This window comes from Streptomyces hundungensis, assembly GCF_003627815.1.
Classification (GTDB): Bacteria; Actinomycetota; Actinomycetes; order Streptomycetales; family Streptomycetaceae; genus Streptomyces; species Streptomyces hundungensis_A.
Genome location: NZ_CP032698.1, coordinates 7,552,315 through 7,577,974 on the forward strand (window position 1 = coordinate 7,552,315; position 25,660 = coordinate 7,577,974).

The window sequence follows — 25,660 nt, forward strand, 5'->3', positions numbered from 1 at the left end:
GCGTCTCCGGGGTCGGGCCGAAGGGGAAATCCCGTGACCCGATGGGGTGAACGAAGCCGAGCGGCTGTGCGCGGACATTCCGTCATTGGCGCGTTTATTCGGCCGCTTCGCGCGTACTCGCAGAGGTACAGCCCAGAGTGCGGGGCCGTTCACCGACGGAAAGGCAGGCCATGTCCAGTGGTGTCCTCATCATCCTGATAGCGGTCGTGGTGATCGTTGTCGTGGCAGTGGCTCTCGGCGTGCTCGTCGCGCGCCGCGGGCGGGGACTGCGCAGCCGTTTCGGACCCGAGTACGACCGGACCGTCGCCCAGCACCATGGCGACGTCAAGGCCGCCGAGAAGGACCTTGACGAGCGGGTCCGCCGCTACGGCGACCTGAAGGTGGAGGCCCCGTCCGCGGAGGACCGCCGCCGGTACGCCGCCGAATGGGCCCGGATCCAGGAGGAGTTCGTGGATTCGCCGACGCGCGCGGTCGCCGACGCCGAGGCTCTGCTCGGCCGGCTCGCGCAGGAGCGCGGCTTCCCGGCCGGCTCCTCCGAGGAGCAGCTGGCCGCCCTCTCGGTGCACCACCCCCATCACCTCGACAGCTACCGCCGGATTCGCGGCGTGGCGCAGGGTGCCGACGGGCGCAGGTCCAGCACCGAGGAACTCCGCGAGACGCTCGTACAGGCCCATGAGTTCTTCGCGGTCCTGTCCGGCGAGCGCCGCGGCGACAAGGCCGGACGCCTCGGGGCACGCGGCGGCCGACACGCGTCCCACACCGACACGCAGCACAGCGACATCGCCCGAGGGAGCCAGTCATGACCCAGCCCGAGCGTCCCCTTCACGACGAGACCGAGCGTCCCCTTCACGATCAGCCCCTGGCCGAGCAGCCCCTGACCGGCCGCGCCACGCCGGAACGGCCCGCGAACGAGCGTGCCGTCGGGGGCCGGCCCCTTGACGAGCCCTCGGTGTCCGAGCGGCCCGCGCAGGGACGGGCCGCGTCCGAGCGGCCCGGGTCCGCGGGGTCCGTGCCGGAGGCACCCGGGTCCGAACGGCCGCTGTCCGAGCCCCCTGTATCGGGTCGGCCGGTGACCGAACGGTCCTTGTCCGAACCGTCCGTGTCCGAACGATCCGTGTCGGGGCGGTCGGCGACCGAGTCGCCGCTGTCCGACGCGCCGCACTCCGAGGGCGTCGTGCCCGAGCTGCGGACGTCCGATCAGCCGGTGGCTGGGCGGTCGGCGTCCGAATCGGCCGAGCCCGGGCGGCACCTCTCCGATCACGCGGTGCCGGGCGCCGGCTCGGAACCGGGCGGGTCGGCCGGAAACGACGCCGTTCTGCCGCCCCAGGAGCGCGAGAAGTTGCAGCTCAGGCTTCAGCACGCGGTCGGCGGGTTCGTGGACGAGCCCCGTTCGGCGGTCGAGGAAGCCGCCTCGACGGTCGACGCCCTCACCGAGCGGGTCCTCGAAACTCTCGAACAGCGGCGCGGCACCCTGCGCGCGTCCTGGCAGGAGACGTCCGGCGACGCGGCCACGGAGGATCTGCGCATGGCTCTGCGGGAGTACCGCCGGCTCGCGGAACGTCTGCTCAGCCTGTGAAGCCCCACACCCCCCGAGCCCCGGAGGGCGCCCTGACGGCGCCCCCGGGGCGCACCGCGCATCCACACCCCAGATCCTCAACCCGCCCGTACAGACAAGGAGTTGGACATGCCCAGGCGCTATGGCGGTAATCCCGCCGCGACCGGCATCCTCGTCATCGCCGATGTCATGGCCCTGATCCTGATCCTCTGGATCGCCTTCTTCCTGGTCAACGCCAACACGGCGAACGACATCGTCTCGTGGGTCCGTCACGCGGCGGACTGGCTCTCGGGCTGGTCGCGAGACATGTTCACCATCAAGTCCGACACCTGGCGCACGATCGTCAACTACGGCATGCCTGCCGTGGTCTACCTCCTGATCGGCCATGCGGTGGCCGGCCGGGTCAATCGCTCCTGACCCCTTGGCCTTGCGAGCCGGGTGAGTCGAACGAGCCGGGTGAGTCGGGCGGCGAGCCGAGAGCGAGGTAGCGGGTGTAGGCGTCCCGGCTGTCGGAGACGAACGGCCAGTTCGCCATGGCCTCCCTCAGCCGGTCGCCGCTCAGCCAGCCGTGCCAGGCGACCTCCGACGCGTCCGCCACGATGTCCGTCTCCGTCACGACCGCCTCGTACACCGCGAACCAGTAAGGGCTGAGCTCGCCGTCGCACAGGAACGTGAACAGGGGGCGAACCGGTGCGTCCACCCCCAGTTCCTCGCGAAGCTCCCGGCGAGCCGCTTCCTCGTAGGACTCGCCCACCCCCACGGCCCCGGCCACCAGCCAGCTGTACTGGCCGGGGAACCGTGCGGCGGACTCCGGGCGCCGGTGCACCAGATAGCGGCCCTCCGCATCGCGGCACAGCACCATGGCCATCCGGTACAGCCAGCCCTGGCGTACCGCATCGCCCCGCTCGACCACACCGAGCACACGATCCTGTTCGTCGACGCGTTCCACCAGTTCACCCATGGGTCAATCCTCCATGAAGGCGATCCGCATATGTGGGGCGCCCCCAGTACGTGCTCTCCGACGCTGCGTCAGGTCCGCCTCACTCGTTCGGAAGGCCCCGCTGGCCCTCCGGGCGTGGGTGGCGAAGAGTGGATCGAGAGTGGGGGGCGACTTGGATGCCGTCGAACGTGAGGAGCGCGATCATGCGCCGTAGTGCCACCGCCGTCGCGATCGCCCTGTGCGGCGCACTCGCCGCAGCTACCGCGGCCCCCGCCTTCGCCGCCGACCGGCCGCCCGTCGAGTCCGCCCCCGGGGCGGGACGCGAGGTGGTGGACGGACGGGCCGGGGACGATGACGCCGCGGGTGTCAAGAGCGAAGTGGCGGCGATCCTGAAGGACGTCAACCAGATGGTCGCGGACGAGAAGAAGGACGCGGCCGCGGACGTGGCGGCCGCCAAGGCCGAGGTGGCCACCCTCCTCAAGCAGATCGCCGACATGACCAAGGCGGACTCGCCGCAGCCGAAGCCGGCGACCAAGCCACTCGTCGACCCGCCCGCGGTCGGCGCGCCGTCGACCTCCAACCCGGCGCTCCCCACAGCGGGCTGACGCCTCGATCGGACCACGATCACGCGATACGAACAGTCGGTTGTCGATCGCGGCGGGCCTCAAAACCCGTGCTGATACGGCGAGTTCAGAAGAGCCGCCCCCTAGGTCGACGGCAGGGGGCGGCTTCGTCGCGCACGGCGCACGGTGGCGTGTGGGGCGGGCGCATCCGACTCGATGGGGTGGTTTCGCGTGCCCGGAGCGCACGTCTCGCGTTGGTCACCACATGACCGTATTTCCTGGGTTGCGGTGCACGGCGACCGCCCCCCGCCCCGTGATGTCGCGAACGGGCGCCCCACGTAAGGGCGTTGTGATCGAGGAATCCGAAGGATTCGGCGGGATGCCTCACCATGCCAGCGCTTCTCCGGGCCGCTCGCCCTGCTCGGCCGACCGCCGTGAGGTGCTGTGGCAGACCGGCGGCGGGCCTTCCCGCCCGGCCGGACCAGCCCCTGCGGCCCGCCGCTCGCCCGTGTTCCCCAACAGCTTGTGAATGGAAAACTCCCGTGCGAATCACCGACATTCACGGCTGTGAGGTCCGTCCCGGACGTTTGGTCGAGTGGAGCCTGGATCCCGCCATGGTCGAGGCCGCGACCAACCAGCCCGACGACTCACGCCCCCCTGCCTATGTGCAGGAATCACATATCCGCACCGCCCGGTCCGTGCGCGAGGACGGACTGTTCGTGCCGACGTGGCTGGGCGCCGCCTTCGACATCCCCGGGCCCGTCGATCTCGACGTCCTGGAAGGGGCGCTGCGGACCTGGACGGTCCGGCACGAGACGCTCCGCAGCGGCTTCCGCTGGGTCGACGACGACATGCGCCGCTTCACCGCCGCGCCGGACGCCGTGGCACTGCGGCGCGAAGTCGTGGGCGACTTCCCCGACGCGGAAGAACTGAGCCACCACTTGCAGGACCGTTTCGATGTGGCGGCGGACGCGCTGGGCTGGCCGAACTTCCTGTACACCGCGGTCGTCCGGCCGGACTCCACCAGCGTGTACATGGCCTTCGACCACAGCAACGTCGACGCGTACTCGATCCAGCGCATCCCCTCCGAGATCCACGAGCTGTACTCGGCGCGGGCGGCCGGGGGCGGCGAGGAGGCGACACCGGTCGGCAGCTATGTCGACTTCTGCGAGATCGAGCGGGCCAGCGCCGACCAGGTCGACGACACCCACGCGATCGTGGCGCGCTGGCGGGAGTTCATCGCCCGCTGCGACGGCCGACTGCCGGCCTTCCCGGTCGACCTCGGCCTCGAACCCGGAGGCAGACTGCCCGAGCAGAAGCTCATGTACGAAACGCTCGTGGACGACGCGGACGCCGCCGCCTTCTCGGCGTACTGCCGGCCCTTCGGCGGCGGCCAGGTGGGCATCCTGGCGGCCACCAGCCTCATCGTCCACGACATCGGGGGCGAACCGGTCTACCGCACGGTGGTGCCGCTCCACACCAGGGCGAAGTCCCGGTGGGCGGACTCGGTGGGCTGGTACGTCGGCGGGGCCCCCATCGAGATCCCGGTGGCCCAGGCGCTGGGCTTCGACGACGCGCTGACGATGGTCCACGGCGCCCTGCGGGCGAACAAGGCGCTCGCCCATCTGCCGATCGCCCGTGTGCTGCGGCTGCTCGGCTCGGACTTCCGCCCCACCTCCCCCGACCTCTACTCGATCGTGTCGTTCGTCGACGCGCGCGACATCCCCGGGGCCCGGCAGTGGGACGAGCTCCATGCCTACGCCCTGCTCAGGGTGTCCTACGGGGACCAGGTGTGCGCGTGGTTCACCCGCCTGCACGGCGGGCTGCAACTCGCCATCCGCTACCCGGACACGGCGATCGCACACAAGAACATCCACCGCTATGTGGAACAGCTGCGGGAACTCATCACCTCCGTCGCCCGCCGGGGCCCGACCCGACCCGTACCCCCGAGACCGCGTGCCGGGCGCCCGGTGCCGGCGCCGAGGGTGAGCAGCGAGGTCTCCCGGCTGTCGCTCTGAGACCGGGCGGTCCGAAGGGTGCATGCTGGCCCACATGTGGCTTCACCACATGTGGGCCTCACCCATAGGACAAAGGGGTCGCGATGCGTCGCCCGTCGATCATCACGTGTGTCATGGTCCTTCTGCTCACCCTGTTGGCCGGAGCCTTCACCATGGGCCCGGCCGGCGCGTGGGACCGGCCCGTACGCGCCGACGACGGGGCCCGGGTGGTCGCGGAGCGGCGCCTCGGACCGCGCGAAATGGATCTGACCATCCAGTCCCCGGCCCTGGGGTCGATTGCCCAGGTGCGTCTGCTCACCCCGGACGGCTGGTCACCGGGACGGCACGCGTGGCCGGTGCTGTGGCTGCTGCACGGCTGCTGTGGCGGCTACGCCGACTGGACGACCTACAGTGATGTGGCCCAACTCCCGGCGCTACGCCAGGTGTTGGTGGTCATGCCAGAGGCCGGCGCGGCGGGCTGGTACAGCGACTGGTGGAACTACGGCAGGGGCGGCGCTCCCCGCTGGGAGGAGTTCCATCTCGGCGAGGTCCGACAGATCGTCGAACGGGGCTATGGTGCGGGCGAGCGCCGAGTGGCGGCGGGTCTGTCGATGGGAGGCTTCGGCGCACTGCTGTACGCGGCGCGCCACCCGGGGTTCTTCCGGGCGGTCGCGTCCTACAGCGGCACCGTGCATCCGCTGCTCCAGGTGCCCGGCGGGTTCGGCCCCGACTGGTTCCTGGACCTCGACCGGGGCGCGGGCGTCGACCCGTACGCCATCTGGGGAGACCCGGCCGAGCAGCGCGCGGTGTGGGCCGCGCACGACCCCACTCTCCGGGCCGGCCCGCTGCGCGGGCTTCCCGTCTTCCTGTCCTGCGGGGACGGCCGGGCCGGACCCTACGATCCGCCCGGCACGACGGATCCGGGCGAGACCTACCTGGAGCGGCAGAACCAGGCCCTCGCCGCCCGGCTGCGTGCCCTCGGCAGCCCGGCCGTCACCGACTTCTATGGGCCGGGACACCATGATTGGCCGTACTGGCAACGGGAGTTGCGTCGCTCCCTGCCGATGCTGCTGGCCGCGCTCCGCGCCTGATCACCTGAGGGCCGCCGAGGAGTGTGGTCCTGACCCGGTCCACGGGGTACGGGCCACGGCCGGCTACCAGAAGAACCAGCCCGGCGTCGCTACATAGTCCTGCGGAACATAGTTACAGGCGCCTTCGGTGAACGGTGTGGCCGACAGGTGTGCCGCAATCGCCTCGCCATGGGCGTCGACCCCGTCCGCCGCCACCACCAGGACGACCACGACGACGAGCCACACCACGGGAAGGGCCGCGCCGTGGGTGTCCTTCGCCTGCATCATGATCGCGCCGGCCAGGGCCGCCACGCCCGCCGCCAGCACCAGGGCGAGAGCGGCGAGAGTCAGATGGTCCAGGGTCGACGAGGTGTGGCACAGCAGATACCGGTGCCCGGAGGCGAACCGCGGCACCCGTTCCACGAGGGCGGCCGCAGACAGCAGCGCCCCGATCGCGACCACGTGGCCGGCCTGCAACGTCCTTGGCCTGCTGGGTGGTTCAGTGCTGGTGTTCATGGTCCCCCCGGGCCCGGTCGGCGTGATGCGGAGCCACTGCCTAGTTGAAGAAGCCGCTCATGCCGTCCACGTCGGAGACATAGCTGTCGATCGCGGCGACCTTCCCCTCGCGGAGGGTGAGCACGGTCGCCAGATGTTCGTCGAGCGTGCGGCCGTCGGCGTCGCGCGCGGTGTTGTGCAGCGACAGGGTGACGCCGTTCGCGCCCGTCAGGACGTGGAGCAGCTCGGTGTTCAAGCCCCGGGCGGCGATGGTCCGAAGCCGGTCGATGGCGGCGTCGACGCCGTGGATGGTGCCGGAGATGGATCCGGTGCCGGGCATGCTCCAGACGAGATCGGGCGCCAGGACCGTACGGAGGGACTCCCAGTCGTGGGAGCCGAAGGCGCCGAGAAATCGTTCGGCCACGGTCACATCGGCTCTGTCGCTCACCATGGTGTCGCACTCTCCTGTGTCGGGGGCCACCGGTCCCTGGTTCGTCCGGCGGCCGCGGATGATCGCGGTTTCCCCGACGATAGAGGGTCCGTCCGGCGCCGCCGCGCCCGGAGCGCCTCCGAGCACCGCGCCACCGCATTGCCTTGCCGAAGGGCCGCGTTGCTAGCAGGTCGCGTATCGGCCCCGAAAGGTATGCCCGGGCAATGGCCCATGACCGTTCGGGCAGGCCTTCCCGAATCGCCACAATGAATGTTTCGAAGGGCTCCACATGAACTCAAGAACTCACAGGGACAAACGAATGCGGAACCATTGACAACGCTTGTCGTGGCCAGCTTCACTTCCTCTCAACGGCCGGTTACACACTTTCCACACACCCCCAAGGTGAGTGAATTGGCGTGTCCCGTCCGGCAGTTCATTCCGTATATCCGTGAGAGGAAGGGATTGACGATGGCGAAGATCATTGCCGCACTGCGTACCCGTGGATCGAAGAGCGAGCCGAGCCTGAAGCAGGCCGCCTGGTACTTCTGGTACTAAGTCGAAGGCCAATCCTGGGCCCGCACACAAAGCAAACCGACTGAATTCCGGTCAGCCGCGTGTGCGGGCCCTCCGCATTTCATTTCCGGAGCTCTTCGTATGCCATCCGCCATGACCCGCACCAGGCGCACCACGGTTTTCGCCCCCCGACTACAGGCTCTCCTCGACGAACACCTCGGCAAGGATCTCGTCCGCCTCGAACCCGACACCATCGGCATCGCCGGCGCGGAACTCTCCGACCGCATCCTGAGTGCGCGCCGGGCGACGGAGACCGAACGCCCGACCTTCAAGCCCCTGCACGGCCGGTCGATCTCCAAGGCGGAGGCGTCGTCGGTGATGCGCACGATCGGCAAGGACGTGCGCGCCGCCCTGGAGCAGCCGGACCCCCTCCCCGACACCACCGATCTGTCGGGGCCCTGGCCGATCACCGGCCACCGGTTCCTGAGCCGCCTCGTCCTGCGCGACGACCCGTACCGGCTGCGCATCCTCATGTCGCGCACGCTGGAGATCGACCCCCGGCTCACCTGGACCACCATCGTGGCCGGGGCGGCCCTGCCCCGGCGGCCCGCCCCGGGGCCCCAACTGACCCACCTGGCCAACCTGTTCGCCGAGGCGGGCACCTACCACGACCGGCGCTACGCCATGGGCATCTACCGCCGCGCGGCCGCGCCCGTCTGCTTCACCGTCTCCACCCTCGTCGCCAACGCCCTGTGGCTCGGCGCCCCGTTCGCCGACGACGCGAGCAACCGCGACATCCTCTACGAGGCGATGCGTCTGCTGCCCCCGTCGTGGAACCTCCTGCGCAACCGATCCGCCGAATATCCGGCGATCGACGACCGCATCGGGCACGAGGACGACATCCTGATGCTGCCGTTGCTCACCCACCGCGACCCCGCCCTGTGGGAGGCGCCGAACGAGTTCCGGCCCGAGCGCTGGGAAGGGCTCGACCCGGACAACACCCCCGGATATATGCCCTTCGGACATGTCTCGGAGCGCTGCTGGGGTCGCCACATGGTGATGCCCCTGGCCGAGCTCCTCCTCGACCACATACGCCGTACCGGACTTGTGGTGGCCCCGGGCCAGCGAACCGCCGAGGTACCCCTGGTGGGGCTGCTCGGCGTCAAGACCGTCCACCTGGGCCATCGGAGCAAGGTCCGCCATGGCTGACGTCGAGACCCCCGACGCGTCGTTCTTCGACCACCCGCACGCTGTCTACCGCCGGTGGCGCGAGGAGGGCGGGACGCGCCAGGTCCGGTATCCCGGGCCCGCGCCGGTCGAGGGGTGGGTCGTCACCTCCCACGCGGAGGCGAAACGCCTCCTCGCCGACCCAAGGCTCGCCAAGGGCGGGGCGGTGGAGAGGTTCGGGCGGCACACCGGGCTCACCCGGGGTCCCGGCAGCGCCCTGTTCGCGCATATGCTCAACTCCGACCCGCCGCACCACACCCGGCTGCGCAAACTCGTCCAGAAGGCGTTCACCGCCCGCCGCACGGCGGCCCTGCGCCCCCTGATCGAAGCCCGGGTGACGGGTCTCCTCGACGCCTGGGAGGGGCGCGACGAGGTCGAACTGATCAGCGAGTTCGCCCTGCCGCTGCCGATGGCCGTCATGTTCGACCTCTTCGGCGCCTCCGACGCCGACCACGAGGTGCTGCGGGTGCGGGGCAACACCCTCGACGGCGGCCAGGGCGACGGCGAGGTGTCGGTGTTCACCGCCGAGTCCATGCTCACGTATCTGCGGGCGCTCCTCGCCCTCAAACGCGAACAGCCCGACGACGGGCTGCTGTCCGCGCTGGTCGCGGCAGGCGATGAGGGTGCGGAAGGCACGGAGGGCGAGGAGGCGCTCAGCGAGGACGAGATCACGTCGATGGCTTTCCTCCTGGTGATCGCCGGTCACCAGACCACCGTCAACCTGATCGCCAACGGCGTCCACGCGCTCCTCACCCACCCGGAGCAACTCGCGGCGCTCCAGGCCGACATGACGCTCATGCCCGGTGCCGTCGAAGAGATCCTGCGCTATGAATCCCCCTCCGCCCTGGCCTCGCTGCGCTACGCCGCCGAGCCTGTCGGCGTCGGCGAAGCGACCGTGCGGGAAGGCGAGTTCGTGCAGATCTCGCTCCTCGGGGCCAACCGCGATCCCGGTGTGTTCGCCGAACCCGACCGGTTCGACATCCGCCGTGCGGACGCCGCCCGGCATCTCGCATTCGGCCACGGCATCCACCACTGCCTAGGTGCACCGCTCGCCCGTCTCCAGGCCGAGATCGCCTTCAGTCACCTGCTGACCCGCCACCCCGGTCTGCGTCTGAGCGAGGACCACGAGGCGCGGTGGCAGGCCAACCCCCGCCACCGCGGACTGCTCTCGCTACCGCTACGACTCACCTAGGACGCGGGTGTCCCGGCCCGGTCGGCTACTGCTTCGCGGCACAGATCACGTCGTAGGGCCGGCCGATGGCCATGGTCAGACGCATGGGCTCGGTCGTCCCCGACGGGCACTGCGAAGTCTGCTTCGTCAGGTCCAGCACCTTGTAGGCGCCCGAACCCGAGGAGGCGCAGGAGACCTCCTTGGCCGTGGACGTGACACAGTCACCCTTGACCAACTGACCGCCTCCGGCGCCGGGATCACCGGGGTGGTTGGCGGACAGGTTGCGCCCACACACCGTCTTGGACGGGATGCCGCCGCCCTTGCTCTTGCTGCTGCCGTAACTGATGCTCACCTGGATGATGAGGTCGGTGCCGCCCGGGCACTGGATGGAGTCCGGCATGAAGCTCGCGGCCTGGATGTCGAGGGCCTTGAACGTGGCGCCCGACGCGCCGCAGTCGAACGCCTTGTAGCCGTTGGGCGCGTCATCGGGGTCGGGCCCTCCGCAGTCGCCCACCTTCCACTCGCCCTTGTCATGGGACGACGACGAGGACGAGGAGGACGACGAGGACTTCTTGCCGTCACTTCCGAAGAACTTGGACGCCCCGAAGCCGAGGCCCAGGATGACCAGGAGAATCACCAGTGCGGGGAGGCAGCCCCCTCTCCTGCGGGGTTGGCTGGGCACAGGCGTACTGCCCGGGTGGACCATGTGTGTTTCCCTCCTGGGAACGGCGGATGACGTGACCACAGGGGTGGACGCGGCATGCACACCTCATGGTTCCTCCCGGCGCGGGCACACGCTCACCCCGCCCGCGACCGGACCCCCGCCCTGGCCGGCTCAGCCTTCCGCGGACTTGCCCCGGGGTTGGCACGTCATGGTCAGGGGGCCGGGGCCGAGGGTGCCGCGGACCCGTACGGTCATGGTGCTGCCGGGGTCGGGCACCAAACGCCAGCGAGCGCACACCGTGGCGAGCGCGAGCGTCATCTCGATGAGGGCGAACTGGTCGCCGATGCACTTGCGGTTGCCGCCGCCGAAGGGGACATGAGTACCCCGCGGAAGGGACTCGGCGGGGCGGGTGTCCCAACGGTCGGGGTCGAAGCGTTCGGGGTCGGGGAACAGCTCGGGGCGGCGCTGGAGCAGGTAGGCGCTGTACAACAGGGCGGTGCCCTTGGGGAGTTGGCGGCCGGCCAGCGTGGTGTCGGTGGTCGTGACGCGGGTGAAGAACCAGCCCGCCGGATACAGACGCAGGACCTCGTTGATGACACGCCGGGTGTGGATCAGGCCGTCGAGGTCGGCGGTGGTGGCGGTGCGCCCGGCGAGGGTCGCGTCGACCTCGTCGTGCACCCGCGCCTCGACGTCGGGGTGCTGGCTCAGCAGCCACAGGGCGAACGCCAGGCTGTTGGCGGTGGTTTCGAACCCGGCGCCGATCATGACCATGAGCTGGTCACGGATGTCCACATCGGACATCGGAGCGCCGGTGTCGTCGTTGGTCGCGGTGAGCAGCATGGAGACCAGATCGTCGCCGCCCGGCGCCGCCCGGCGTGCGGCGATGATGCCGTCGATGGCGTGGTGCAGCCGGTCGCAGGCGCGGCGGTAGCGGCGGTTGGCGGCCGTGGGCAGCCGGTAGAGCGGGCCGAGGGGCAGCATCACCCGCTGGTAGATCCCGTCGATCACGGTGTGCAGGCTCTGCTGGACCTCGGCCACGGCCTCGTCCTGCGCCTCGGCGCCGAGCACGCTACGGGTGACGATGCGCAGCGTCAGGGTGGTCAGCGCATCGGTCACGTCCAGGCGCAGACCGGGCCGCCACCGCGTGGTCATCCGGTCGACCTCCTCGCCCATGACCACGGCGTACTTCTCGATCCGGTCGCTCTGGAAGGCGGGCTGCATCTGCCGGCGCTGCCACCGGTGCTCCTGCCAGCCCGCCATGGGCAGGCTGCTGCCGAAGAGCACACGGGCCTTGTCGAAGAAGGGGCCGCCCTTGTCGAAGGTGCGGGAGTCGGTGAGCATGCGGTGCGCCGCTTCCGGTTCACACACCACGTACGCGGGCCACGGGCCCATACCGATCCGTACGAGATCCCCGTAGGCGGGCAGGGAGGACAGGAACTCCAGCGGGCGGGAGTGGAGTTGCCATGCGTGGCCCAACAACGGCCAGGCACCGGGGGCTTTTCCCGTACGCGACGGAAGCTTCGTGCTCACGGTGGGGCACCTCCATGCGGAGTCCGGCGGCCGGGCGACCCTCGTAGTCCCCGGATCCCGAACATCCTCCCCCTCGGCCACGGTGGGGAACCCGGCGCGAAGCAGCGGAAAACGGCGTGCGGTCACGCGCCCCGGCGCCCCACAGTGCACCCACGTTCCATGGGGCGGGACGCCATGTGCCGTACGCATATGGCCTGTTGGGAGTGGAACCTAGGAGTGTGGGGGCCCCGCGCCCTGAAGGCGTTCCAGATCCGAGGGGCGCACCTGAATGGCCAGGACGGCGATCAGCGCGGCGATCACGGCGAAGATCGCGGCCACCACGAAGGCCATGGACACCCCCGAGGTCAGCACCTGGTCGCTCCACGGCCGGGGTAGTTGACCCGTGCGCCGAAACATCAGGCGCTGCGCCGGGTCGGCCTGGCCCAGGAACTTGGGGATCTGATCCCGTGCCTCGTTGCGGCCGGCCGTGCCGAACACGGTGACCAGGATGGACAGGCCAAGCGAACCGCCGACCTGCTGGGTCACGTTGAGCATGCCGGACGCGGCGCCCGCCTCGTGCGGCGGGACGCCGGAGACCGCCATCAGCGTCAGGGAGACGAAGTTGAGACCCATGCCCAGGCCGAAGACGAGGAGCGGGCCCAGGATGCTGCCGGGATAGGTGGAGTGGATGTCCGTCTGGGTGAGCCAGGACAAACCGCCGGCGGCGAGGATCGCACCGGTCACCATGAAGGGTTTGGGCCCGTATTTCGGCAGGAGTTGGGAGGTCAGGCCCGCACCCACGGCGATGATCGCGCTGACCGGGAGGAAGGCGAGACCCGCCTGGAGGGCCGAGAAGCCGAGGACGTCCTGCACGAACAGGGTGAGGAAGAAGAACATGCCGAAGATCGCGGCCGAGAGGCTCAGCATCATGCCGTAGGTGCCCGCGCGGTTGCGGTCGGCGAACATGTGCAGCGGGGTGATCGGCTGCTGAGAGCGCCGTTCCACCAGGACGAAGGCGGACAGGAGCACCACCGCGGCGGCGAACGACCCCAGCGTGAACGGATCGCGCCAGCCTTCCTGGGCGGCCCGGATGAAGCCGTAGACCAGCGCGACCATGCCGAGGGTGGAGGTCGTGGCGCCCGCGATGTCGAAATGGCCCGCGTGCCGTTCGGACTCCTTGATGTGCCGGGGGGTGGCCAGCAGGATCAGCACGGCGATCGGCACGTTCACGAAGAGCACCCAGCGCCAGTCGAGCCACTCCACCAGCACGCCGCCCGCCAGCAGACCGATCGCGCTGCCGCCCGCCGAGACCGCGGCGAAGACACCGAACGCCCGGTTGCGCGCGGGGCCCTCGGTGAACGTGGTGGTGATCAACGCCAGGGCGGTCGGCGAGGCGATCGCGCCGCCGACACCCTGAACGGCGCGCGCCGCGAGCAACTGCCCGGCGTTCTGCGACAGCCCGCCGAACAGGGAGGCCAGCGCGAACAGCAGCACACCGCACATGAACACCCGGCGCCGGCCGAGGATGTCACCGGCCCGGCCGCCGAGCAACAGCAGCCCGCCGAAGGTGAGGGTGTATGCGCTCACCACCCAGGCCAGACTCGTGGTGGAGAAGTGCAGGGCGCTCTGGATGTGGGGGAGCGCGATGTTCACGATGGTGATGTCGAGGACCACCATCAGCTGACAGGCGGCGATGACCAGGAGCGCGATCCCGTTGCCACCGCCCCCGCCACTGGGGGGCGCGGTCTCGACCTTCGGTGCCGGCTGCGAACTGGTCATGGTGGTCCTGCCCTCACCAGAGGGACGGTGGACGGTCACGTCCACCGTTCGACCCTATGCCCGGGTTTCGGACGTCACCAGTCGATCATGGGCCGGCCCGCAAGGGGACGCGCACGGACGGGATCGTGCCGACGACTGCCCCCGGGGCCGGGTCGGCGCGGCATCGGGGCGGGGCAGGATCGGGGCGTGGCGGCGGCCCACTCGGGCAACCGTCCCGAGGGGGGCGGGCGCGGGACACTCAGCGGTGACCGCACGCGAGGAGGGCGGAGTGGGGCAGGGCCAACTCCCCACGCCCGATGGTGAATTCGGCACTGAGCAGGTCGAAGTGGCGCCGGATCTCGGCGCGGATCCGCTCGGGCCGACTCGCTACGACCTGCCCGACCGTGCCGAGGCCCGCGGCCGCCCCTGCCCACCACGTGTCGGCTGGGACGCGGTGCTCCCAGTGGACCGGTTCGCAGGTGACATCGCGCAGGCCGGACGAGGTGAGCAGCCCGGCCAGGCCGGGCACGGTGCGGGGGAAGTCGTCCTCGGCGGCGGGCGCCGACAGTCCGGATGGCAGGGTTACGCCCGCGGCCCGCACGGCCCGGCCCAGCAGGGACTGCCCCGCCGCTTCGGGCACGGCCCAGAGCGTCACCGCGATCCGGCCGCCCGGACGCACCACCCGACGCAGCTCGGCGATCGCGGCGCCCGGCCGGCCGACGTGGTCGAGGACGAAGTTCGCCGTGACAGCGTCGAAGAAGCCATCCGCGAAGGGGAGTTGGGGGAGTACGGCGAGCTGGATGGCGGCCTGGGGAACCGCGCGCGCCGCCCAGTCAACCATGTCCACCTCGGCGTCCACGCCCGTCACCCCGGCGCCCCGCGCGCAGGCCGCCTCGGCGACCGTCCCCGTACCGGTGCCCACGTCCAGTACCCGCACCCCGGCGCCCACCCGGGCCGCGTCGAGCAGTTGGGGGACCGGGTGGGCGCAGACCCCGGCGAAGCTGGACGCGTACGCCTGCGCCCGTCCCGCCCACATCAACCGCTGGACCGCGTCGAAGTCCGTCGGCTCCCCCGGCCCCGGCCGGCTCCGCCCCCGCCGCTTACTCGTGAAGGGCGCCGGTGACGCGGTCGGCTCGGAACCCTCTCCCATCGCATGCATCCCGGCACCCTACGGGAGCGAGACGGAGCCCGGGGAAAGATGCCCGGGCTCCGTCGCCGGGACTCACGCCCGGCGCCAGCGGGGAGCAACACCCTTGTGTGCCACGGCACTTCAGGACGCGAGCGCCGGGGCGTTCCGGCCGCGCGGGCCGAGTGATCTCAGGCCGTGAGGACGGAGTCGTCGAAGGTGCGGGCGCCGGGCAGCCGGTGGCGGGCGGCGATGACGGCGGCATCGATGTCCCTGGTGCCCGTCGACACGCACAGGGTGTACGTCACGTCGTCCAGCCGCTGTCGCGTCGCCTCGTCACCCTCGGCGGCATTCAGCACGAGCAGCGCCTCGTACTCGTCGAGCAGATCGCGGAGCACTGCCGGATGCGCCATCAACATGGGTGGGACCCTCCAGTCGACACGGTCACGATGTTCTTGATGTGCCGCTCTGGTGCCCCGCTCCACGCGCCCCACACGTGGCACATCCAAGGGTGGCCGGATGCCGTCCATGAGCCTTCACACCCCTCGTCCCGCGTCACCGGTATCCGCTAACGCCCAGCAGGACGGACCTGGGCGAGGGATTCGAGTACCTCGCGGGCCAGGCCTCGGGCCAGCTCCACCTTGTACGCGTTGTGGCGCAGCGGGACCGCGTCGGCCAGCTCGGCGTCCACGGCCCGCTCGATCGTCTCGGCGGTCGGGGCGGTGCCGAGCAGCGCGGCCTCCGTCCGCCGGGCCCGCCACGGCCGGTGCGCCAGGCCGCCGAAGGCGAGGGCGACCTCGCGCACCACCCCGCGCTCCAGATGCACCAGCGCGGCGACCGAGGCCAGCGCGAAGGTGTGGCCCGCCCGGTCCCGGGCCTTGCGGTAGCGCGAGACGGAGCCTTCGGGCGCGGACGGCACCACCACGGCCGTGACGATTTCGCCCGGCCGCATCACGGTGTCCACCTCGGGTCTGTCCTGCGGCAGCCGGTAGAACTCGGTCACCGGGACGGCGCGGGTGCCGCCGGGGCCCTCCAGCTCGACCAGCGCGTCGAGCGCCGCCAGCGCCACCGCCAGGTCGGACGGATGCGTCGCCACACAGAGCGAGGAGTGGCCGAAGACGGCGTGCTCGCGGTTCACGCCCTCGATCGCGCCGCACCCGCTCCCCGGCACCCGCTTGTTGCAGGGCCTCGACAGGTCCTGGAAATAGCCGCACCGGGTGCGCTGGAGCAGATTGCCCGCGGTGGTCGCCATGTTGCGCAACTGCCCCGAGGCACCGCTGAGCAGCGCCTGCGGCAGCACGGGATAGCGGTCCCGCAGGGCAGGATGGGTGGCGAGGTCGCTGTTGCGCACGGTCGCCCCGACCCGTACCGAGCCGTCCGGCTGCTCCTCGATCGCGTCCAGGGGAAGCCGGGTGATGTCGACCAGCAGGTCGGGACGCTCGACGCCGAGTCGCATCAGGTCGACGAGGTTGGTGCCGCCGCCCAGATAGCGGGCCTCCGGCCGTCCCCCGTGGGCGGCGGCCGCCTCCGCCAGGTTCCGCGGTCGTACATAGGCGACTGGCTTCACACGATCACATCCTGTACGGCTTCGGCGCCGCTCGGGTAGGCCCCGCACCGGCACAGATTCCCGCTCAGGCGGTCCCGTACCTCGGCGGCGGTCAGCCGCACCGGCGCGTCCGGCGGCAGGTCGATGTCGGTGACGACGGAGGACGGCCCGGAAGGGGCGCCGGCGGACCCGGCGGCGGCAGAGCGGTGCTGATCGGGGGCGCAGTACGCGCACTGGACCACATCCCGGTCCACGACGGCCCGGCGCAACGGGTGACGGTCGTCGTCGGCATCCGCCGCCACCAGGCCCTCCACGGTGACGATCTCCCGTCCCTCCTGGGCGACGGCCAGCAGCAGACAGCTGTTGACCCGCCGTCCGTCGAGCAGCACCGTGCACTCGCCGCACCGACCGTCGTCGCAGCCCTTCCTCGAGGCGGTCAGACCCAAGTTCTCGCGGAGTACCTCCAGAAGGGTGGCGCAGTGCTCCAGCTCCACCCGGTGCTCGGCGTCGTTGACCCGCAGCGTCACATGGGAGTCCGTCACGCCGTGGCCGAAGACCCGGGTGACGAGCCCCGGGCGGCGTTCCTGTCGGCCGTGTCTTGCTTCCACCGTGCACGACCTCCTCGATCCGGGCGGGTCAGCGGCCTGACCGCGGTACCCACCCTCGTACAGCTCACCTCCTCCGGCATCTCGGCGCGAGGCATCCGGGACGCCGGACCGCGCGGCCCGGGACGGCCCACCCGGGGGATCGCCAACCCCTCTAGCGGCCGCCCCGCACCGTTGCGGCGTTACGGGCGCCTAGCCTTCGGCGGGTGCCGGCGCGAGGTCGTCCGCGACCAGGCCGGCCAGTACCGCCTGGCCCAGGGCGTGCACCGCGGACTGGGGGCGGACCATCACGGTGAACTCCTTGATCAGGCCCGCCTCGTCGAACTGGAGCAGGTCGATGCCGTGGATCTGCTTCCCGGCCACCGTCGCGCGGAACGGCAGGACCACCGAGGGCGCCTCCTCGCCGTCGGCGCTCGTCTCGGCAGCACCGTCGAGCCGGCCGAGGTAGCGCAGGTCCTCGAAGACGCGCACCAGGACCCCGAAGAGGCCGAGCACCATGGCCCGGCCCTCGAAGGGGACGAACTTCACCGGGCTGTAGAGCCGGACGTCCTCGGTGAACAGGCCTTCCAGCGCGGACACATCGCGCTTTTCCACGGCGGCGCGGAAGCGTTCGGCAGTTTCCATGACCCCTCCTCATATTCATACTCAACAAAGTGACTACTCAGATTCTTGAGTATGATGCAGCGGCACGCGAGGAAAAGGAAGGGGGCTTCGATGGCTCTGCGACACGCGGTGCTGGCGGCGCTGCTGGACGGCGAGTTCAGCGGCTACCAGCTGGCCAAGGCCTTCGACATCGGCGTGGCGAACTTCTGGCACGCCCTGCCCCAGCAGCTCTACGCCGAGCTCGCCAAACTGGAGAAGGACGGTCTGGTCGCCGGACGTCAGGTGGTCCAGGAGACCCGGCCCAACAAACGCCTCTTCCACGTCACCGACGCCGGCCGCGCCGAGCTGGAGACGTTCGCTGCGGCCACGGCCAAGCCCTCGTTCATCCGGGACGACCTGCTCGTCAAGGTCCAGGCCGCCGACCGCATCGGGACCGCTCCGGTGATCGGCCAGCTCGAAGAGCGGGCGGCGGCAGCCGACGCGAAGATCGAGCTACTGGGCGCGCTGCTACGGCAGTTGAGGGGCGATCGGGACGAGGACGACTTCCTGCTCCACGGCGAGCGCATCGGACCGTATCTGACATGTCTGCGCGGTCTGGCCTTCGAGCGCGAGCACCGGGACTGGTGCCGCCGGATCGCGGCCGTCCTGCGGGAGCGGCACAGGGCCGACGCCGAGCGGTGAGGACGGGTCCCGCCGCAGGTCGCCGCGGGGACGGCGGTCGCGAGCCCGAGCGGTCGGACGGATCCGGCTTGGTTACGCTGGGGACGACAGCACATGGTCGAACGGAACAAGGAGCAGACGTGAGCGAGCCGGCGTCCATCGCCCTTCAGCAGGAGATCGCCCGGGAGCTGGAGGTCGCCGAGACCTTCGAGGCCGAGCGGGAGATCGAACGCCGGGTGGCCTTCCTCGCCGAGCGGCTGACCTCCACCGGTCTGCGCTGCCTGGTCCTCGGCATCAGCGGCGGCGTCGACTCCACGACCGCCGGGCGACTGTGCCAGCTCGCCGTCGAGCGGGCCCGGGCGGCCGGCCACGAGGCCCGCTTCTACGCCATGCGGCTGCCCTACGGCGTCCAGGCCGACGAGCACGACGCACAGCTCGCGCTCTCCTTCATCCAGCCCGACCACGTGCTGACCGTGGACATCAAGCCCGCCAGCGACGCCGCGCTCCAGGCCTGCGTGGCCGCCGATGTGGCCTTCCGCGACGAGGCCCACCAGGACTTCGTGCAGGGCAACATCAAGGCCCGCCAGCGCATGATCGCCCAGTACGCGGTGGCCGGCGCCCATCAAGGCCTGGTCGTCGGCACCGACCACGCCGCCGAGGCGGTCTCCGGCTTCTTCACCAAGTTCGGCGATGGCGCCGCCGACCTCGTCCCGCTGACCGGCCTCACCAAGCGCCGGGTGCGGGCCGTCGCCGACGCCCTGGGCGCGCCCTCCGAGCTGGTGTGGAAGGTCCCGACCGCCGACCTGGAGACCCTCGCCCCGGGCAAGGCCGACGAGGACGCGCTGGGCGTGACCTACGACGACATCGACGACTTCCTGGAGGGCAAGCCGGTGGACGGGCGGGCCGTGGAGACCATCGTCAACCGCTACCGCCTCACCGAGCACAAGCGCCGCCTGCCCATCGCGCCCTGACGCCCCGGGCGTGACAGCGACCGCCTACTGAAGGTGGTGCTGCTCCACCAGTACGCCGGCGATGAAGGCCAGCGCCGCCACGATGCCGACCGCCAACAGCAGCGTCAGCCACGGCAGTTGACGCCACGGCACGGTGCGACGCTCGGCGGGGGTCGCACCCGGGACGTGCGCGCCCGACGGCGGTGTCGGCCGCACGGCGGTGTCCACGACGGGGGACGCCGTGGCGGCGCCCTGTTCCCGGGGCGCGGACGGGGCCGTGTTCAGAGCGGGTGCGGCGACGGTCGCGGGATCGGGGTCCTGGCCGTCGGTCTTGGTGAACGCGTCACGGTCTCGGACCATGTCTTCGGTACTCCCTTGTCCTGATGGATGGTGCGGGCCCGGCGGGTGTGCCGGGCGCCACGAGCGGGCCCGCACGGCCCGCCCTCGTCAAGTCGCCCCGAAATCAAGGCGCGACGGTGGTGATCCGCACCTTCTGACCCTGCGTCAGGCCGCTGGTGATCTGGGTGTTGGTGTCGGACTCGACGCCCACCGTCACCTGCGCGGAGTGCGCGGTGCCGTCGGCCGCGACCACCGTCACGGTGCGCTTGGCACCGGAGCCGATCAGCGCCGCCGTCGGCACGAACAACGCGTCGGACGCCTCGCCCGCGACGATCTGCACACTGACGCCCTGCCCCGTGTGGAGATCCGTCGTCGGGCCCATGATGTCCAGGGTCACCAGGTACTGCCCGGCGGCGCCGCTGCCGGCCGGGCCGTTCACGGCGAGCGTGCCGACCGACAGCACCTTCGCGTTCAGCGTGGTGGTGGACTGCGCGGTCAGCGTGACGGTGGCCGCCTGGCCCGGCTTGAGCCGGAGCGCGTCGGCCTCCGAGACATTGGCCTTCACCTGCATCCCGGTCGGGTTGGTGAGCACGATGAACCCACTGGGCGCCGCCGAACTGCCGCCCGGGGCAGGGGCGTTGGAGGCGGCGGGAGCCGGCGCGCCCGGAGGCGTACCCGCTCCGGAGGCGTATGTCGTGCCGATCACCGTTTGTCCGACGGTGGCGCCCACCGAGGCGACCGTGCCGTCGACCGGAGCGGTCAGCACGGTCCCTTCGAGGGCGCGCTGGGCGGCGTCCAGGGTGCTCTGCGCCTGGGCGACCTGCGCCTGGGCCTGGATGAGGAGATTGGGGTCAACGGCGGTGTGCGCGACGGGCTCCATGCGGATGGCGGAGCCCTCGTCGGTCGACTGCTCGGCCGCGGCCCCGGTCAGCGACTTGGGCGTCGGCGTGGGAGTGGTGGTGGCGGAGGGCGTGGGGGTGGGCGACACCGGGGGAGTGGGCGTGGGCTTGGGTGTGGGGGACGCGGGCGCGCTCGACTTGCCCGAGGGGTTGGTGTTGGGAGTGGCCGGCGGGCTGGCCGGCTGACCCGCCTGCACACTCGCGAGGTTCGCCTTGGCGGCGGCCAGGGCCGTCTTCGCCTGTGTGACCGCCTCGCGCGCCGTCTTGTCGTCGACCTTCGCCAGCAGCTGTCCCTTGGTGACCTTGTCACCGGGCTTGACTTCGACCCGGGTCAGTTGCCCACCGGTGGTGAAGTTGACACCGGCGTCGCTCGGGGACGCCAGCAGCCCGGCCCCGGCGACGGTCGCCTGCACCTTTCCCGTGGAGACGGCGGCCGTACGGGTGGCCGTGCGCCGGGGCGTGTCGCTGTCGGAGGTCGCCACCACCGCGTACGCACCGCCCACGGCCGCGATGAGCACTGCACCGAGCGCCGAGTTCAACAGGACGGCTTTATGCAGCCGCGGAAGGACCTTCATACCCGGGAGCCTTTCAGCGCCTCGCGTCGGCGGCCATGACCCCCCGGCCAAGCTTGCGGACCTGGGACTTTGCCGCGTGGTCAGGTCCCTTGGTCCGCGAGGGCAACCGGGCCCGTCGCTCTGCGTGACCACAAGGGCCCCACCCTTCAGACTGCCCTACCGCAGCCCCGGATCGGAAGGTTTTCCTCACACATCGTCGTCAAATCCCCTTGGCGGAAGGGCAATCGAGGCGCACGCTGAAGGAGCGAGCCCGGCCGTGTCCGGCTTCCCCTCCCCGGTGCGGCGGGCTCGTCCCCTCGGCCTTCCCGGGGCTCCGCCCCAGACCCCGCGGGTTCGCCCACCCACCCGCCCGTGCAGGGGGTTGGATGGCCCCGGCCTCCTGGGGCTCCGCCCCAGACCCCGTATCGCGCCTTAAGGGCGCTCGTCCTCAATCGCCGGACAGGCTGAGGTTGGCCGATGCTGGCCAGCACCGAGTGGTTAGGGGCGCGGGGAACTGCGCGACCAGCCCCGCACGGTCCGCAGACCGAAGGGCTTTTAGGGGCGCGAGGAACTGCGCGAGAAGCGACCGCGGTCCGTAGGTTCGAGAGGGTTTAGGGGCGCGGGGAACTGCGCGACCAGCCCCGCACGGTCCGCGGACGAAAACGGGTTTTGGGGCGGGCACGGTCCGCGGGACCGGGATCGGGGCCGGGGCCGGGGCCGGGGACAGGAAAGGAATAGCTCCGCCGGCGAGATCGCTGGGAAGGGCACGGATGACGCACGCTCGGCGTGAAGCCACACGACGACGCATGACGCCACTCGACGCCACACGACAACACATATGGAGGCCCATTTCATGTGGAACGGCGACGCCCTCGACCTCGACGCCTATCTGGCCCACCTCGGCCACCGAGGCGACCGCACCCCCACCCTGGCAACGCTCCGCGCGCTGCACCGGGCCCATGTGCTCTCCGTACGCTGGGAGAACGTCGAGGCGGTGCTGCGCAAGTACCGTCCGCTGGACCTGGAGTCGGTCCAGGCGAAGATGGTCGGCAACGCCCGCGGGGGCACCTGTTTCGAGCACGTCACCCTCTACGCCGCGGCCCTCGAACGCCTCGGCTTCGAGTTCTTCGTCGTCCAGGGCCGGGTCAGCATGGGTTCTCCCACCATCCGGCCGGAGACGCACGCGATGGCGATCGTCGAGCTGGAGGGAAGGCGCTGGCTGAGCGACGTCGGCTTCGGTGCGAGCCCGCTGGAACCCATCGAGCTGACCGACGCCACGGATGTCACGGACGCGGTGTGGCCGTATCGGCTGCGCCGCCAGGAGGTCACGCCCGGCGAGACGGGGTGGGCGCTGTACCAGCCCGCGGACCAGCGCGAGGGGACCGAGCAGACGGCCGACGGGTGGATGGTCCGGCACACCTTCACCCTCCACCGGCAGTACCCGGTCGACCTCAAGGTGAGCAACCACTACGGCGCCTCCAGCCCGCACTCGCCCTTCAGCGACCGCCTCTGCCTCCAGCGCGTGCACCCCGACCGGCTGCACCTCCTGGACAACCGCCGGCTGACCACGATCCGGCCCGGCGTCGCAGGGTTCCCCGAGACCCGGGAGTTGGAACCGAACGAGGTGCCCAAGGTGCTGGCCGACGTCTTCGGCGTCGAGCTGTCGACACGGGACGTCGACCTGTTGCTGGCCAAGCTGGCCTGAACAACCGTACGCCGAGGGCGAGTTGAGGATGCTGCCCCGGCGCCGTGAGGCGGGCGTCAGCCGAGGACGAGAGGCAGCCTGGCGGCGAGCGTTCCGAGCTCCGCGGTCTCCCCGGGGGTGGGCGCCCGGCGTCCGGTGCCGATCAGCAGGGCGTCGGTATCGGTGAACGAGGCCGGGAACTCGGCCTCGGCGATCGCTTCCAGCAGCGTGCGCGAGCGCGCCAGACCTTCGGCGGGCGGCCCGGGTACGTGCGGGAGCGGGCCGCTCAGGTCGAGGTGGTGCAGGGTCCACTCCAGGACGTAGGCGGTGAGGTAGTCACGCGCGGTGAGGACCTGGCCCTGGGTACGCACACGGGCGTCCGGGTCGGCGAGCTCGGCCGCCCTCCCCGCCGCGGAGCCGACGTCGTCCAAATGGAAGGCCAGCAGCCCCGGTTGCTCGTACGCGGCGGCCAGCCGGACGGTCAGCGCGTCGAGCGGGTCGTCACCGGCCGGCGGTTCGTTCCCGACGTGCCAGTACGTCACCGCGTCCACGGTCGGCTCCGTCTCGGCCGGGGTGACGAGGGTGATCAGGACGTCCTGGGCGTCGATGACCAGATGGCACACGAGGTCCCGCATGAGCCAGCCCGCGCAGCCGGACGGATGCTCGAAGTCCCGGTCCGCGAGCCCGGCGACCGCGGCGCGTAGCGCGGCCCAGGAGCGTACGAAGAGATCCACGGCAGCACGGTAGGGCGGCGCCGCGCGGGTGGACAAGCGCGCCGGACCGGCTTGGACGTGCGCTCTCAGGGCCGGGAGGCGTGGGTCGCAAGTGACGGGGCGGCGGGCTCCGTCGCGCGCGGTGGGACAGCGTCAATCGAGCGCGGACAACCGGTCCAATTGCGCGGTGATCGCCGCGCGCAGCGCGTCGTGGCGCGGGGACAGGGCGTGGCGCGGGTCGCTCCAGTTCTCGTGCGGGTAGAGCCACACCGGAACGCGCACCAACTCGGCGGGCTCCCAGTCGAAGCGGGGCCACACATGGGCGTGGAGGAACCCGTCGGTGTTGCCGAGGATCTCCAGGTTCACCCGGCGAAAGGCCGGGTCGAGCCGGCGGCAGGCGTGCTCGACGGCTTCACCGAGTACGTCCAGGTCGGCCAGGAAGTCCCGTCGCTTCGGCTTCGCCATCTCGGAGAGCCGTTGCACCCGGGGGTCGTCCACCAGGAGCACCGAGTAGCCCGGCAGGAACTGCACGTCTCCGATCACCGCGAAGCCCGCCCTCAACCGCCGCAGAACGGTGGGGTTTTCACCGCGCAGAGCACTGGCGATGCGATCCGTTCGCCAATCGTCCATCATGCCGGGAGCCTCCGCGACACCGAAGCCGAAGCCGAAGCCGAAGCCGAAGCCGAAGCCGAAGCCGAAGCCGAAGCCGAAGCGGGCACGGTCGGCCCAGGAGCCCGGTGGGGCTCCACGCTCGGCTCGCGGACCATGAACACGTCGACGGGATCCTGTGCCTGGAGGGTGAACCCGTGGCGCTCGTACAGCCGTTGGGCGGCGCTGCCGCGCAGGACGTTCAGGCGGACGGGCATGCCGTCCGCGTCGGCCCGCCCCAGTACCGTCCGCAGGACGGCTGAACCGACCCCGCGGCCCTGGAGCGCCGGGGCCAGATAGAAGTGCTCCAGCCAGTAGCCGTCCTCGGCCGCGCGCAGGGCCACGCAGCCCGCGACGGCACCGTCGGCCACGACGACCGAGGTGTGCGCGGGGGAGAAGGCGTCCCGGAACCGCTGGCGGACGCGGTGCGCATCGAAGCGCCCCAGCCGCTCCAGGTCCGGACGCATCACCACCGCCCGGATCTCCACGATCCGCTCCACATCGGCGGGTTCCGCGCGCCGCAGCACCCACCGCGCGTCGCGACCCACGCCGCCTCCGCCCACCTCTCGGCCGAGCCGTCCCACATCCGCCCCCGTACTCGTCTCCATGGGCCGGAGTATGTCAACGGCTCACGGTGGCTGCGCAGTTGGGGGAGCCGTTCCTTCGCAAGCCGTCGCCCGCATACGCGCGTGGCCGTCGTGGTGCGGGGCTTCGGCGAGGCGCCGATGGGCGGGCCTCGCCTGTATGTCTGCGAGGCAGGCGATCAGCGCCGGGGCTGATGCGTTGCGATGCCGGGCAATTGCGCGGAAGACCCTTCGTCCCGATGTTCGCGTCGGGAAAGGTCGTCCAAGAGGGTCTCGACGTGAAGCCCCCGGGCCCGGCCGACCCGGCCCCGGGGGGAGGGGGGTCAGTTCCAGGGGTCGCTGAATGCGCGGCCGGGGACCGGCTTGGCGATGAGGGCGACGGCCAGGAAGAAGTTGACCTGGCCGATGGCGAACATCAAGGTGGCCAGCGCCTTGGGCTCGTAGTGCTCGGCCGCCAGCGCGTACAGCTCGTCCGGGACCCGCTCGCCCTGTGCGGCGGGCTGGAGCACGGCCTCCACGAGCGCCAGCGCGGCGCGTTCGGCTTCGGTGAAGTACGGGGAGTCCTGCCAGGACACCACCGAGGTGATCCGCTCCTCCGACTCCCCGGCCTTGCGCAGGAAGCCGGTGTGCAGCACGGTCAGATAGGTGCTGCCCACGATCTGGCCCGCGCGCAGCTGGACCAGGCTGATCGTGGAGCGCGGCACAGAGCCGTTGCCGGTGACCCTGAACAGCGCGGCCGACACTTCGGCCAGCTCCGGAACGAGCTGCCCCGGGTCCTCGGACATCCGCGGCCCCATCGGAACCCGCGTGGTGATCGAACGTGTCTGCATGACCATCTCCCGCTCATCAATCAATGC

28 protein-coding genes are annotated in these 25,660 nt (G+C 71.1%); 11 read left to right on the forward strand and 17 right to left on the reverse strand.

Annotated features, from left to right (window positions below; all coding sequences use genetic code 11):
* Positions 1-170 precede the first annotated feature (170 nt).
* The 3 genes from DWB77_RS33595 to DWB77_RS33605 all read left to right on the forward strand — a co-directional run bounded on the left by DWB77_RS33595 (position 171) and on the right by DWB77_RS33605 (position 1,972).
* Entirely contained in the window at positions 171-803 is a 633-nt protein-coding gene (locus DWB77_RS33595) for a hypothetical protein (protein ID WP_120726044.1), read from the forward strand.
* Complete coding sequence (locus DWB77_RS33600) at positions 800-1,576, forward strand: hypothetical protein (RefSeq protein WP_120726046.1); 777 nt, start codon at positions 800-802, stop codon at positions 1,574-1,576. Before DWB77_RS33595 ends, DWB77_RS33600 begins: the two co-directional genes overlap by 4 nt.
* Before the next feature lie 108 nt (positions 1,577-1,684).
* A complete protein-coding gene (locus DWB77_RS33605; protein ID WP_120726048.1) occupies positions 1,685-1,972 on the forward strand; it encodes a hypothetical protein in 288 nt (95 codons plus the stop codon).
* On the opposite strand, the gene DWB77_RS33610 is transcribed toward DWB77_RS33605, so the two are convergent.
* Positions 1,959-2,516, reverse strand: coding sequence for an NUDIX hydrolase (locus tag DWB77_RS33610; protein WP_120726050.1), 558 nt, complete (start codon positions 2,514-2,516; stop codon positions 1,959-1,961). The two genes, DWB77_RS33605 and DWB77_RS33610, sit on opposite strands and share 14 nt — an antisense overlap.
* Before the next feature lie 182 nt (positions 2,517-2,698).
* On the opposite strand from DWB77_RS33610, the gene DWB77_RS33615 reads away from it, so the two are divergent.
* From DWB77_RS33615 to DWB77_RS33625, 3 genes are all read left to right on the forward strand, one after another.
* Positions 2,699-3,100: a hypothetical protein gene (locus DWB77_RS33615; RefSeq protein ID WP_120726052.1), complete on the forward strand. Its 402-nt coding sequence runs from the start codon at positions 2,699-2,701 to the stop codon at positions 3,098-3,100.
* 500 nt (positions 3,101-3,600) lie between these two features.
* Entirely contained in the window at positions 3,601-5,076 is a 1,476-nt protein-coding gene (locus DWB77_RS33620; protein ID WP_120726054.1) for a condensation domain-containing protein, read from the forward strand.
* 83 nt (positions 5,077-5,159) lie between these two features.
* Positions 5,160-6,146, forward strand: coding sequence for an alpha/beta hydrolase (locus DWB77_RS33625; RefSeq protein ID WP_120726056.1), 987 nt, complete (start codon positions 5,160-5,162; stop codon positions 6,144-6,146).
* A 63-nt stretch (positions 6,147-6,209) separates the two neighbouring features.
* On the opposite strand, the gene DWB77_RS33630 is transcribed toward DWB77_RS33625, so the two are convergent.
* Both DWB77_RS33630 and DWB77_RS33635 read right to left on the reverse strand, forming a co-directional pair.
* A complete protein-coding gene (locus DWB77_RS33630; RefSeq protein WP_162952660.1) occupies positions 6,210-6,641 on the reverse strand; it encodes a hypothetical protein in 432 nt (143 codons plus the stop codon).
* 40 nt (positions 6,642-6,681) lie between these two features.
* Positions 6,682-7,071: a nuclear transport factor 2 family protein gene (locus DWB77_RS33635; protein WP_120726060.1), complete on the reverse strand. Its 390-nt coding sequence runs from the start codon at positions 7,069-7,071 to the stop codon at positions 6,682-6,684.
* A 633-nt stretch (positions 7,072-7,704) separates the two neighbouring features.
* Here DWB77_RS33635 and DWB77_RS33640 point away from each other — a divergent pair.
* Together DWB77_RS33640 and DWB77_RS33645 are read left to right on the forward strand one after the other, a co-directional pair.
* Positions 7,705-8,772 (forward strand): cytochrome P450, encoded by a 1,068-nt coding sequence (locus tag DWB77_RS33640; RefSeq protein WP_120726062.1) that lies wholly within the window; start codon positions 7,705-7,707, stop codon positions 8,770-8,772.
* A complete protein-coding gene (locus DWB77_RS33645; protein ID WP_120726064.1) occupies positions 8,765-9,982 on the forward strand; it encodes a cytochrome P450 family protein in 1,218 nt (405 codons plus the stop codon). The genes DWB77_RS33640 and DWB77_RS33645 overlap by 8 nt, the downstream gene beginning before the upstream one ends.
* Positions 9,983-10,007: 25 nt before the next feature.
* Here DWB77_RS33645 and DWB77_RS33650 read toward each other — a convergent pair whose 3' ends face one another.
* From DWB77_RS33650 to DWB77_RS33685, 8 genes are all read right to left on the reverse strand, one after another.
* Complete coding sequence (locus DWB77_RS33650; protein WP_120726066.1) at positions 10,008-10,667, reverse strand: hypothetical protein; 660 nt, start codon at positions 10,665-10,667, stop codon at positions 10,008-10,010.
* Positions 10,668-10,796: 129 nt separating this feature from the next.
* Entirely contained in the window at positions 10,797-12,155 is a 1,359-nt protein-coding gene (locus DWB77_RS33655) for a cytochrome P450 (protein ID WP_162952661.1), read from the reverse strand.
* A gap of 210 nt (positions 12,156-12,365) precedes the next feature.
* Positions 12,366-13,913, reverse strand: coding sequence for an MFS transporter (locus DWB77_RS33660; protein WP_120726070.1), 1,548 nt, complete (start codon positions 13,911-13,913; stop codon positions 12,366-12,368).
* Between the two features lie 238 nt (positions 13,914-14,151).
* Positions 14,152-14,928, reverse strand: coding sequence for a class I SAM-dependent methyltransferase (locus tag DWB77_RS33665; RefSeq protein ID WP_120726072.1), 777 nt, complete (start codon positions 14,926-14,928; stop codon positions 14,152-14,154).
* 281 nt (positions 14,929-15,209) lie between these two features.
* Positions 15,210-15,437 (reverse strand): DUF5133 domain-containing protein, encoded by a 228-nt coding sequence (locus tag DWB77_RS33670; RefSeq protein ID WP_120726074.1) that lies wholly within the window; start codon positions 15,435-15,437, stop codon positions 15,210-15,212.
* A gap of 149 nt (positions 15,438-15,586) precedes the next feature.
* On the reverse strand, positions 15,587-16,585 hold the full coding sequence (locus DWB77_RS33675) for an FAD binding domain-containing protein (protein WP_120726076.1): 999 nt from the start codon (positions 16,583-16,585) through the stop codon (positions 15,587-15,589).
* Positions 16,582-17,172 (reverse strand): (2Fe-2S)-binding protein, encoded by a 591-nt coding sequence (locus tag DWB77_RS33680; RefSeq protein WP_246033714.1) that lies wholly within the window; start codon positions 17,170-17,172, stop codon positions 16,582-16,584. The genes DWB77_RS33675 and DWB77_RS33680 overlap by 4 nt, the downstream gene beginning before the upstream one ends.
* A gap of 189 nt (positions 17,173-17,361) precedes the next feature.
* The gene (locus DWB77_RS33685) at positions 17,362-17,793 is read right to left on the reverse strand and encodes a nuclear transport factor 2 family protein (protein ID WP_120726078.1); all 432 of its coding nucleotides are present in this window, start codon (positions 17,791-17,793) and stop codon (positions 17,362-17,364) included.
* A 90-nt stretch (positions 17,794-17,883) separates the two neighbouring features.
* On the opposite strand from DWB77_RS33685, the gene DWB77_RS33690 reads away from it, so the two are divergent.
* Together DWB77_RS33690 and nadE are read left to right on the forward strand one after the other, a co-directional pair.
* Positions 17,884-18,453 (forward strand): PadR family transcriptional regulator, encoded by a 570-nt coding sequence (locus tag DWB77_RS33690; RefSeq protein WP_120726080.1) that lies wholly within the window; start codon positions 17,884-17,886, stop codon positions 18,451-18,453.
* A gap of 119 nt (positions 18,454-18,572) precedes the next feature.
* Positions 18,573-19,403: an ammonia-dependent NAD(+) synthetase gene (gene nadE, locus DWB77_RS33695; RefSeq protein ID WP_120726082.1), complete on the forward strand. Its 831-nt coding sequence runs from the start codon at positions 18,573-18,575 to the stop codon at positions 19,401-19,403.
* 24 nt (positions 19,404-19,427) lie between these two features.
* On the opposite strand, the gene DWB77_RS33700 is transcribed toward nadE, so the two are convergent.
* A complete protein-coding gene (locus DWB77_RS33700; RefSeq protein ID WP_120726084.1) occupies positions 19,428-19,742 on the reverse strand; it encodes a hypothetical protein in 315 nt (104 codons plus the stop codon).
* A gap of 103 nt (positions 19,743-19,845) precedes the next feature.
* A complete protein-coding gene (locus tag DWB77_RS33705) occupies positions 19,846-21,195 on the reverse strand; it encodes an efflux RND transporter periplasmic adaptor subunit (RefSeq protein WP_120726086.1) in 1,350 nt (449 codons plus the stop codon).
* An 817-nt stretch (positions 21,196-22,012) separates the two neighbouring features.
* On the opposite strand from DWB77_RS33705, the gene DWB77_RS33710 reads away from it, so the two are divergent.
* Positions 22,013-22,879: an arylamine N-acetyltransferase family protein gene (locus DWB77_RS33710; protein ID WP_246033715.1), complete on the forward strand. Its 867-nt coding sequence runs from the start codon at positions 22,013-22,015 to the stop codon at positions 22,877-22,879.
* 56 nt (positions 22,880-22,935) lie between these two features.
* Here the strand turns inward: DWB77_RS33710 and DWB77_RS33715 are convergent, their stop codons facing one another.
* From DWB77_RS33715 to DWB77_RS33730, 4 genes are all read right to left on the reverse strand, one after another.
* Positions 22,936-23,592 (reverse strand): maleylpyruvate isomerase N-terminal domain-containing protein, encoded by a 657-nt coding sequence (locus DWB77_RS33715; RefSeq protein ID WP_120726089.1) that lies wholly within the window; start codon positions 23,590-23,592, stop codon positions 22,936-22,938.
* Positions 23,593-23,724: 132 nt separating this feature from the next.
* On the reverse strand, positions 23,725-24,204 hold the full coding sequence (locus DWB77_RS33720) for a diadenosine tetraphosphate hydrolase (RefSeq protein WP_120726091.1): 480 nt from the start codon (positions 24,202-24,204) through the stop codon (positions 23,725-23,727).
* Positions 24,201-24,827, reverse strand: coding sequence for a GNAT family N-acetyltransferase (locus DWB77_RS33725; protein WP_120726093.1), 627 nt, complete (start codon positions 24,825-24,827; stop codon positions 24,201-24,203). Before DWB77_RS33725 ends, DWB77_RS33720 begins: the two co-directional genes overlap by 4 nt.
* A gap of 299 nt (positions 24,828-25,126) precedes the next feature.
* A complete protein-coding gene (locus tag DWB77_RS33730) occupies positions 25,127-25,633 on the reverse strand; it encodes a carboxymuconolactone decarboxylase family protein (protein ID WP_174248663.1) in 507 nt (168 codons plus the stop codon).
* Positions 25,634-25,660: the final 27 nt, after the last annotated feature.

Bases quoted from the DNA above. Each gene is read 5' to 3' on its own strand.
- DWB77_RS33595 (WP_120726044.1), top strand. From the start codon at position 171: ATGTCCAGTGGTGTCCTCATCATCCTGATAGCGGTCGTGGTGATCGTT.
- DWB77_RS33600 (WP_120726046.1), top strand. From the start codon at position 800: ATGACCCAGCCCGAGCGTCCCCTTCACGACGAGACCGAGCGTCCCCTT.
- DWB77_RS33605 (WP_120726048.1), top strand. From the start codon at position 1,685: ATGCCCAGGCGCTATGGCGGTAATCCCGCCGCGACCGGCATCCTCGTC.
- DWB77_RS33610 (WP_120726050.1), bottom strand. From the start codon at position 2,516: ATGGGTGAACTGGTGGAACGCGTCGACGAACAGGATCGTGTGCTCGGT.
- DWB77_RS33615 (WP_120726052.1), top strand. From the start codon at position 2,699: ATGCGCCGTAGTGCCACCGCCGTCGCGATCGCCCTGTGCGGCGCACTC.
- DWB77_RS33625 (WP_120726056.1), top strand. From the start codon at position 5,160: ATGCGTCGCCCGTCGATCATCACGTGTGTCATGGTCCTTCTGCTCACC.
- DWB77_RS33630 (WP_162952660.1), bottom strand. From the start codon at position 6,641: ATGAACACCAGCACTGAACCACCCAGCAGGCCAAGGACGTTGCAGGCC.
- DWB77_RS33635 (WP_120726060.1), bottom strand. From the start codon at position 7,071: ATGGTGAGCGACAGAGCCGATGTGACCGTGGCCGAACGATTTCTCGGC.
- DWB77_RS33640 (WP_120726062.1), top strand. From the start codon at position 7,705: ATGCCATCCGCCATGACCCGCACCAGGCGCACCACGGTTTTCGCCCCC.
- DWB77_RS33645 (WP_120726064.1), top strand. From the start codon at position 8,765: ATGGCTGACGTCGAGACCCCCGACGCGTCGTTCTTCGACCACCCGCAC.
- DWB77_RS33650 (WP_120726066.1), bottom strand. From the start codon at position 10,667: ATGGTCCACCCGGGCAGTACGCCTGTGCCCAGCCAACCCCGCAGGAGA.
- DWB77_RS33660 (WP_120726070.1), bottom strand. From the start codon at position 13,913: ATGACCAGTTCGCAGCCGGCACCGAAGGTCGAGACCGCGCCCCCCAGT.
- DWB77_RS33665 (WP_120726072.1), bottom strand. From the start codon at position 14,928: ATGTGGGCGGGACGGGCGCAGGCGTACGCGTCCAGCTTCGCCGGGGTC.
- DWB77_RS33670 (WP_120726074.1), bottom strand. From the start codon at position 15,437: ATGTTGATGGCGCATCCGGCAGTGCTCCGCGATCTGCTCGACGAGTAC.
- DWB77_RS33685 (WP_120726078.1), bottom strand. From the start codon at position 17,793: ATGGAAACTGCCGAACGCTTCCGCGCCGCCGTGGAAAAGCGCGATGTG.
- DWB77_RS33690 (WP_120726080.1), top strand. From the start codon at position 17,884: ATGGCTCTGCGACACGCGGTGCTGGCGGCGCTGCTGGACGGCGAGTTC.
- DWB77_RS33700 (WP_120726084.1), bottom strand. From the start codon at position 19,742: ATGGTCCGAGACCGTGACGCGTTCACCAAGACCGACGGCCAGGACCCC.
- DWB77_RS33705 (WP_120726086.1), bottom strand. From the start codon at position 21,195: ATGAAGGTCCTTCCGCGGCTGCATAAAGCCGTCCTGTTGAACTCGGCG.
- DWB77_RS33710 (WP_246033715.1), top strand. From the start codon at position 22,013: ATGGAGGCCCATTTCATGTGGAACGGCGACGCCCTCGACCTCGACGCC.
- DWB77_RS33720 (WP_120726091.1), bottom strand. From the start codon at position 24,204: ATGATGGACGATTGGCGAACGGATCGCATCGCCAGTGCTCTGCGCGGT.
- DWB77_RS33725 (WP_120726093.1), bottom strand. From the start codon at position 24,827: ATGGAGACGAGTACGGGGGCGGATGTGGGACGGCTCGGCCGAGAGGTG.
- DWB77_RS33730 (WP_174248663.1), bottom strand. From the start codon at position 25,633: ATGCAGACACGTTCGATCACCACGCGGGTTCCGATGGGGCCGCGGATG.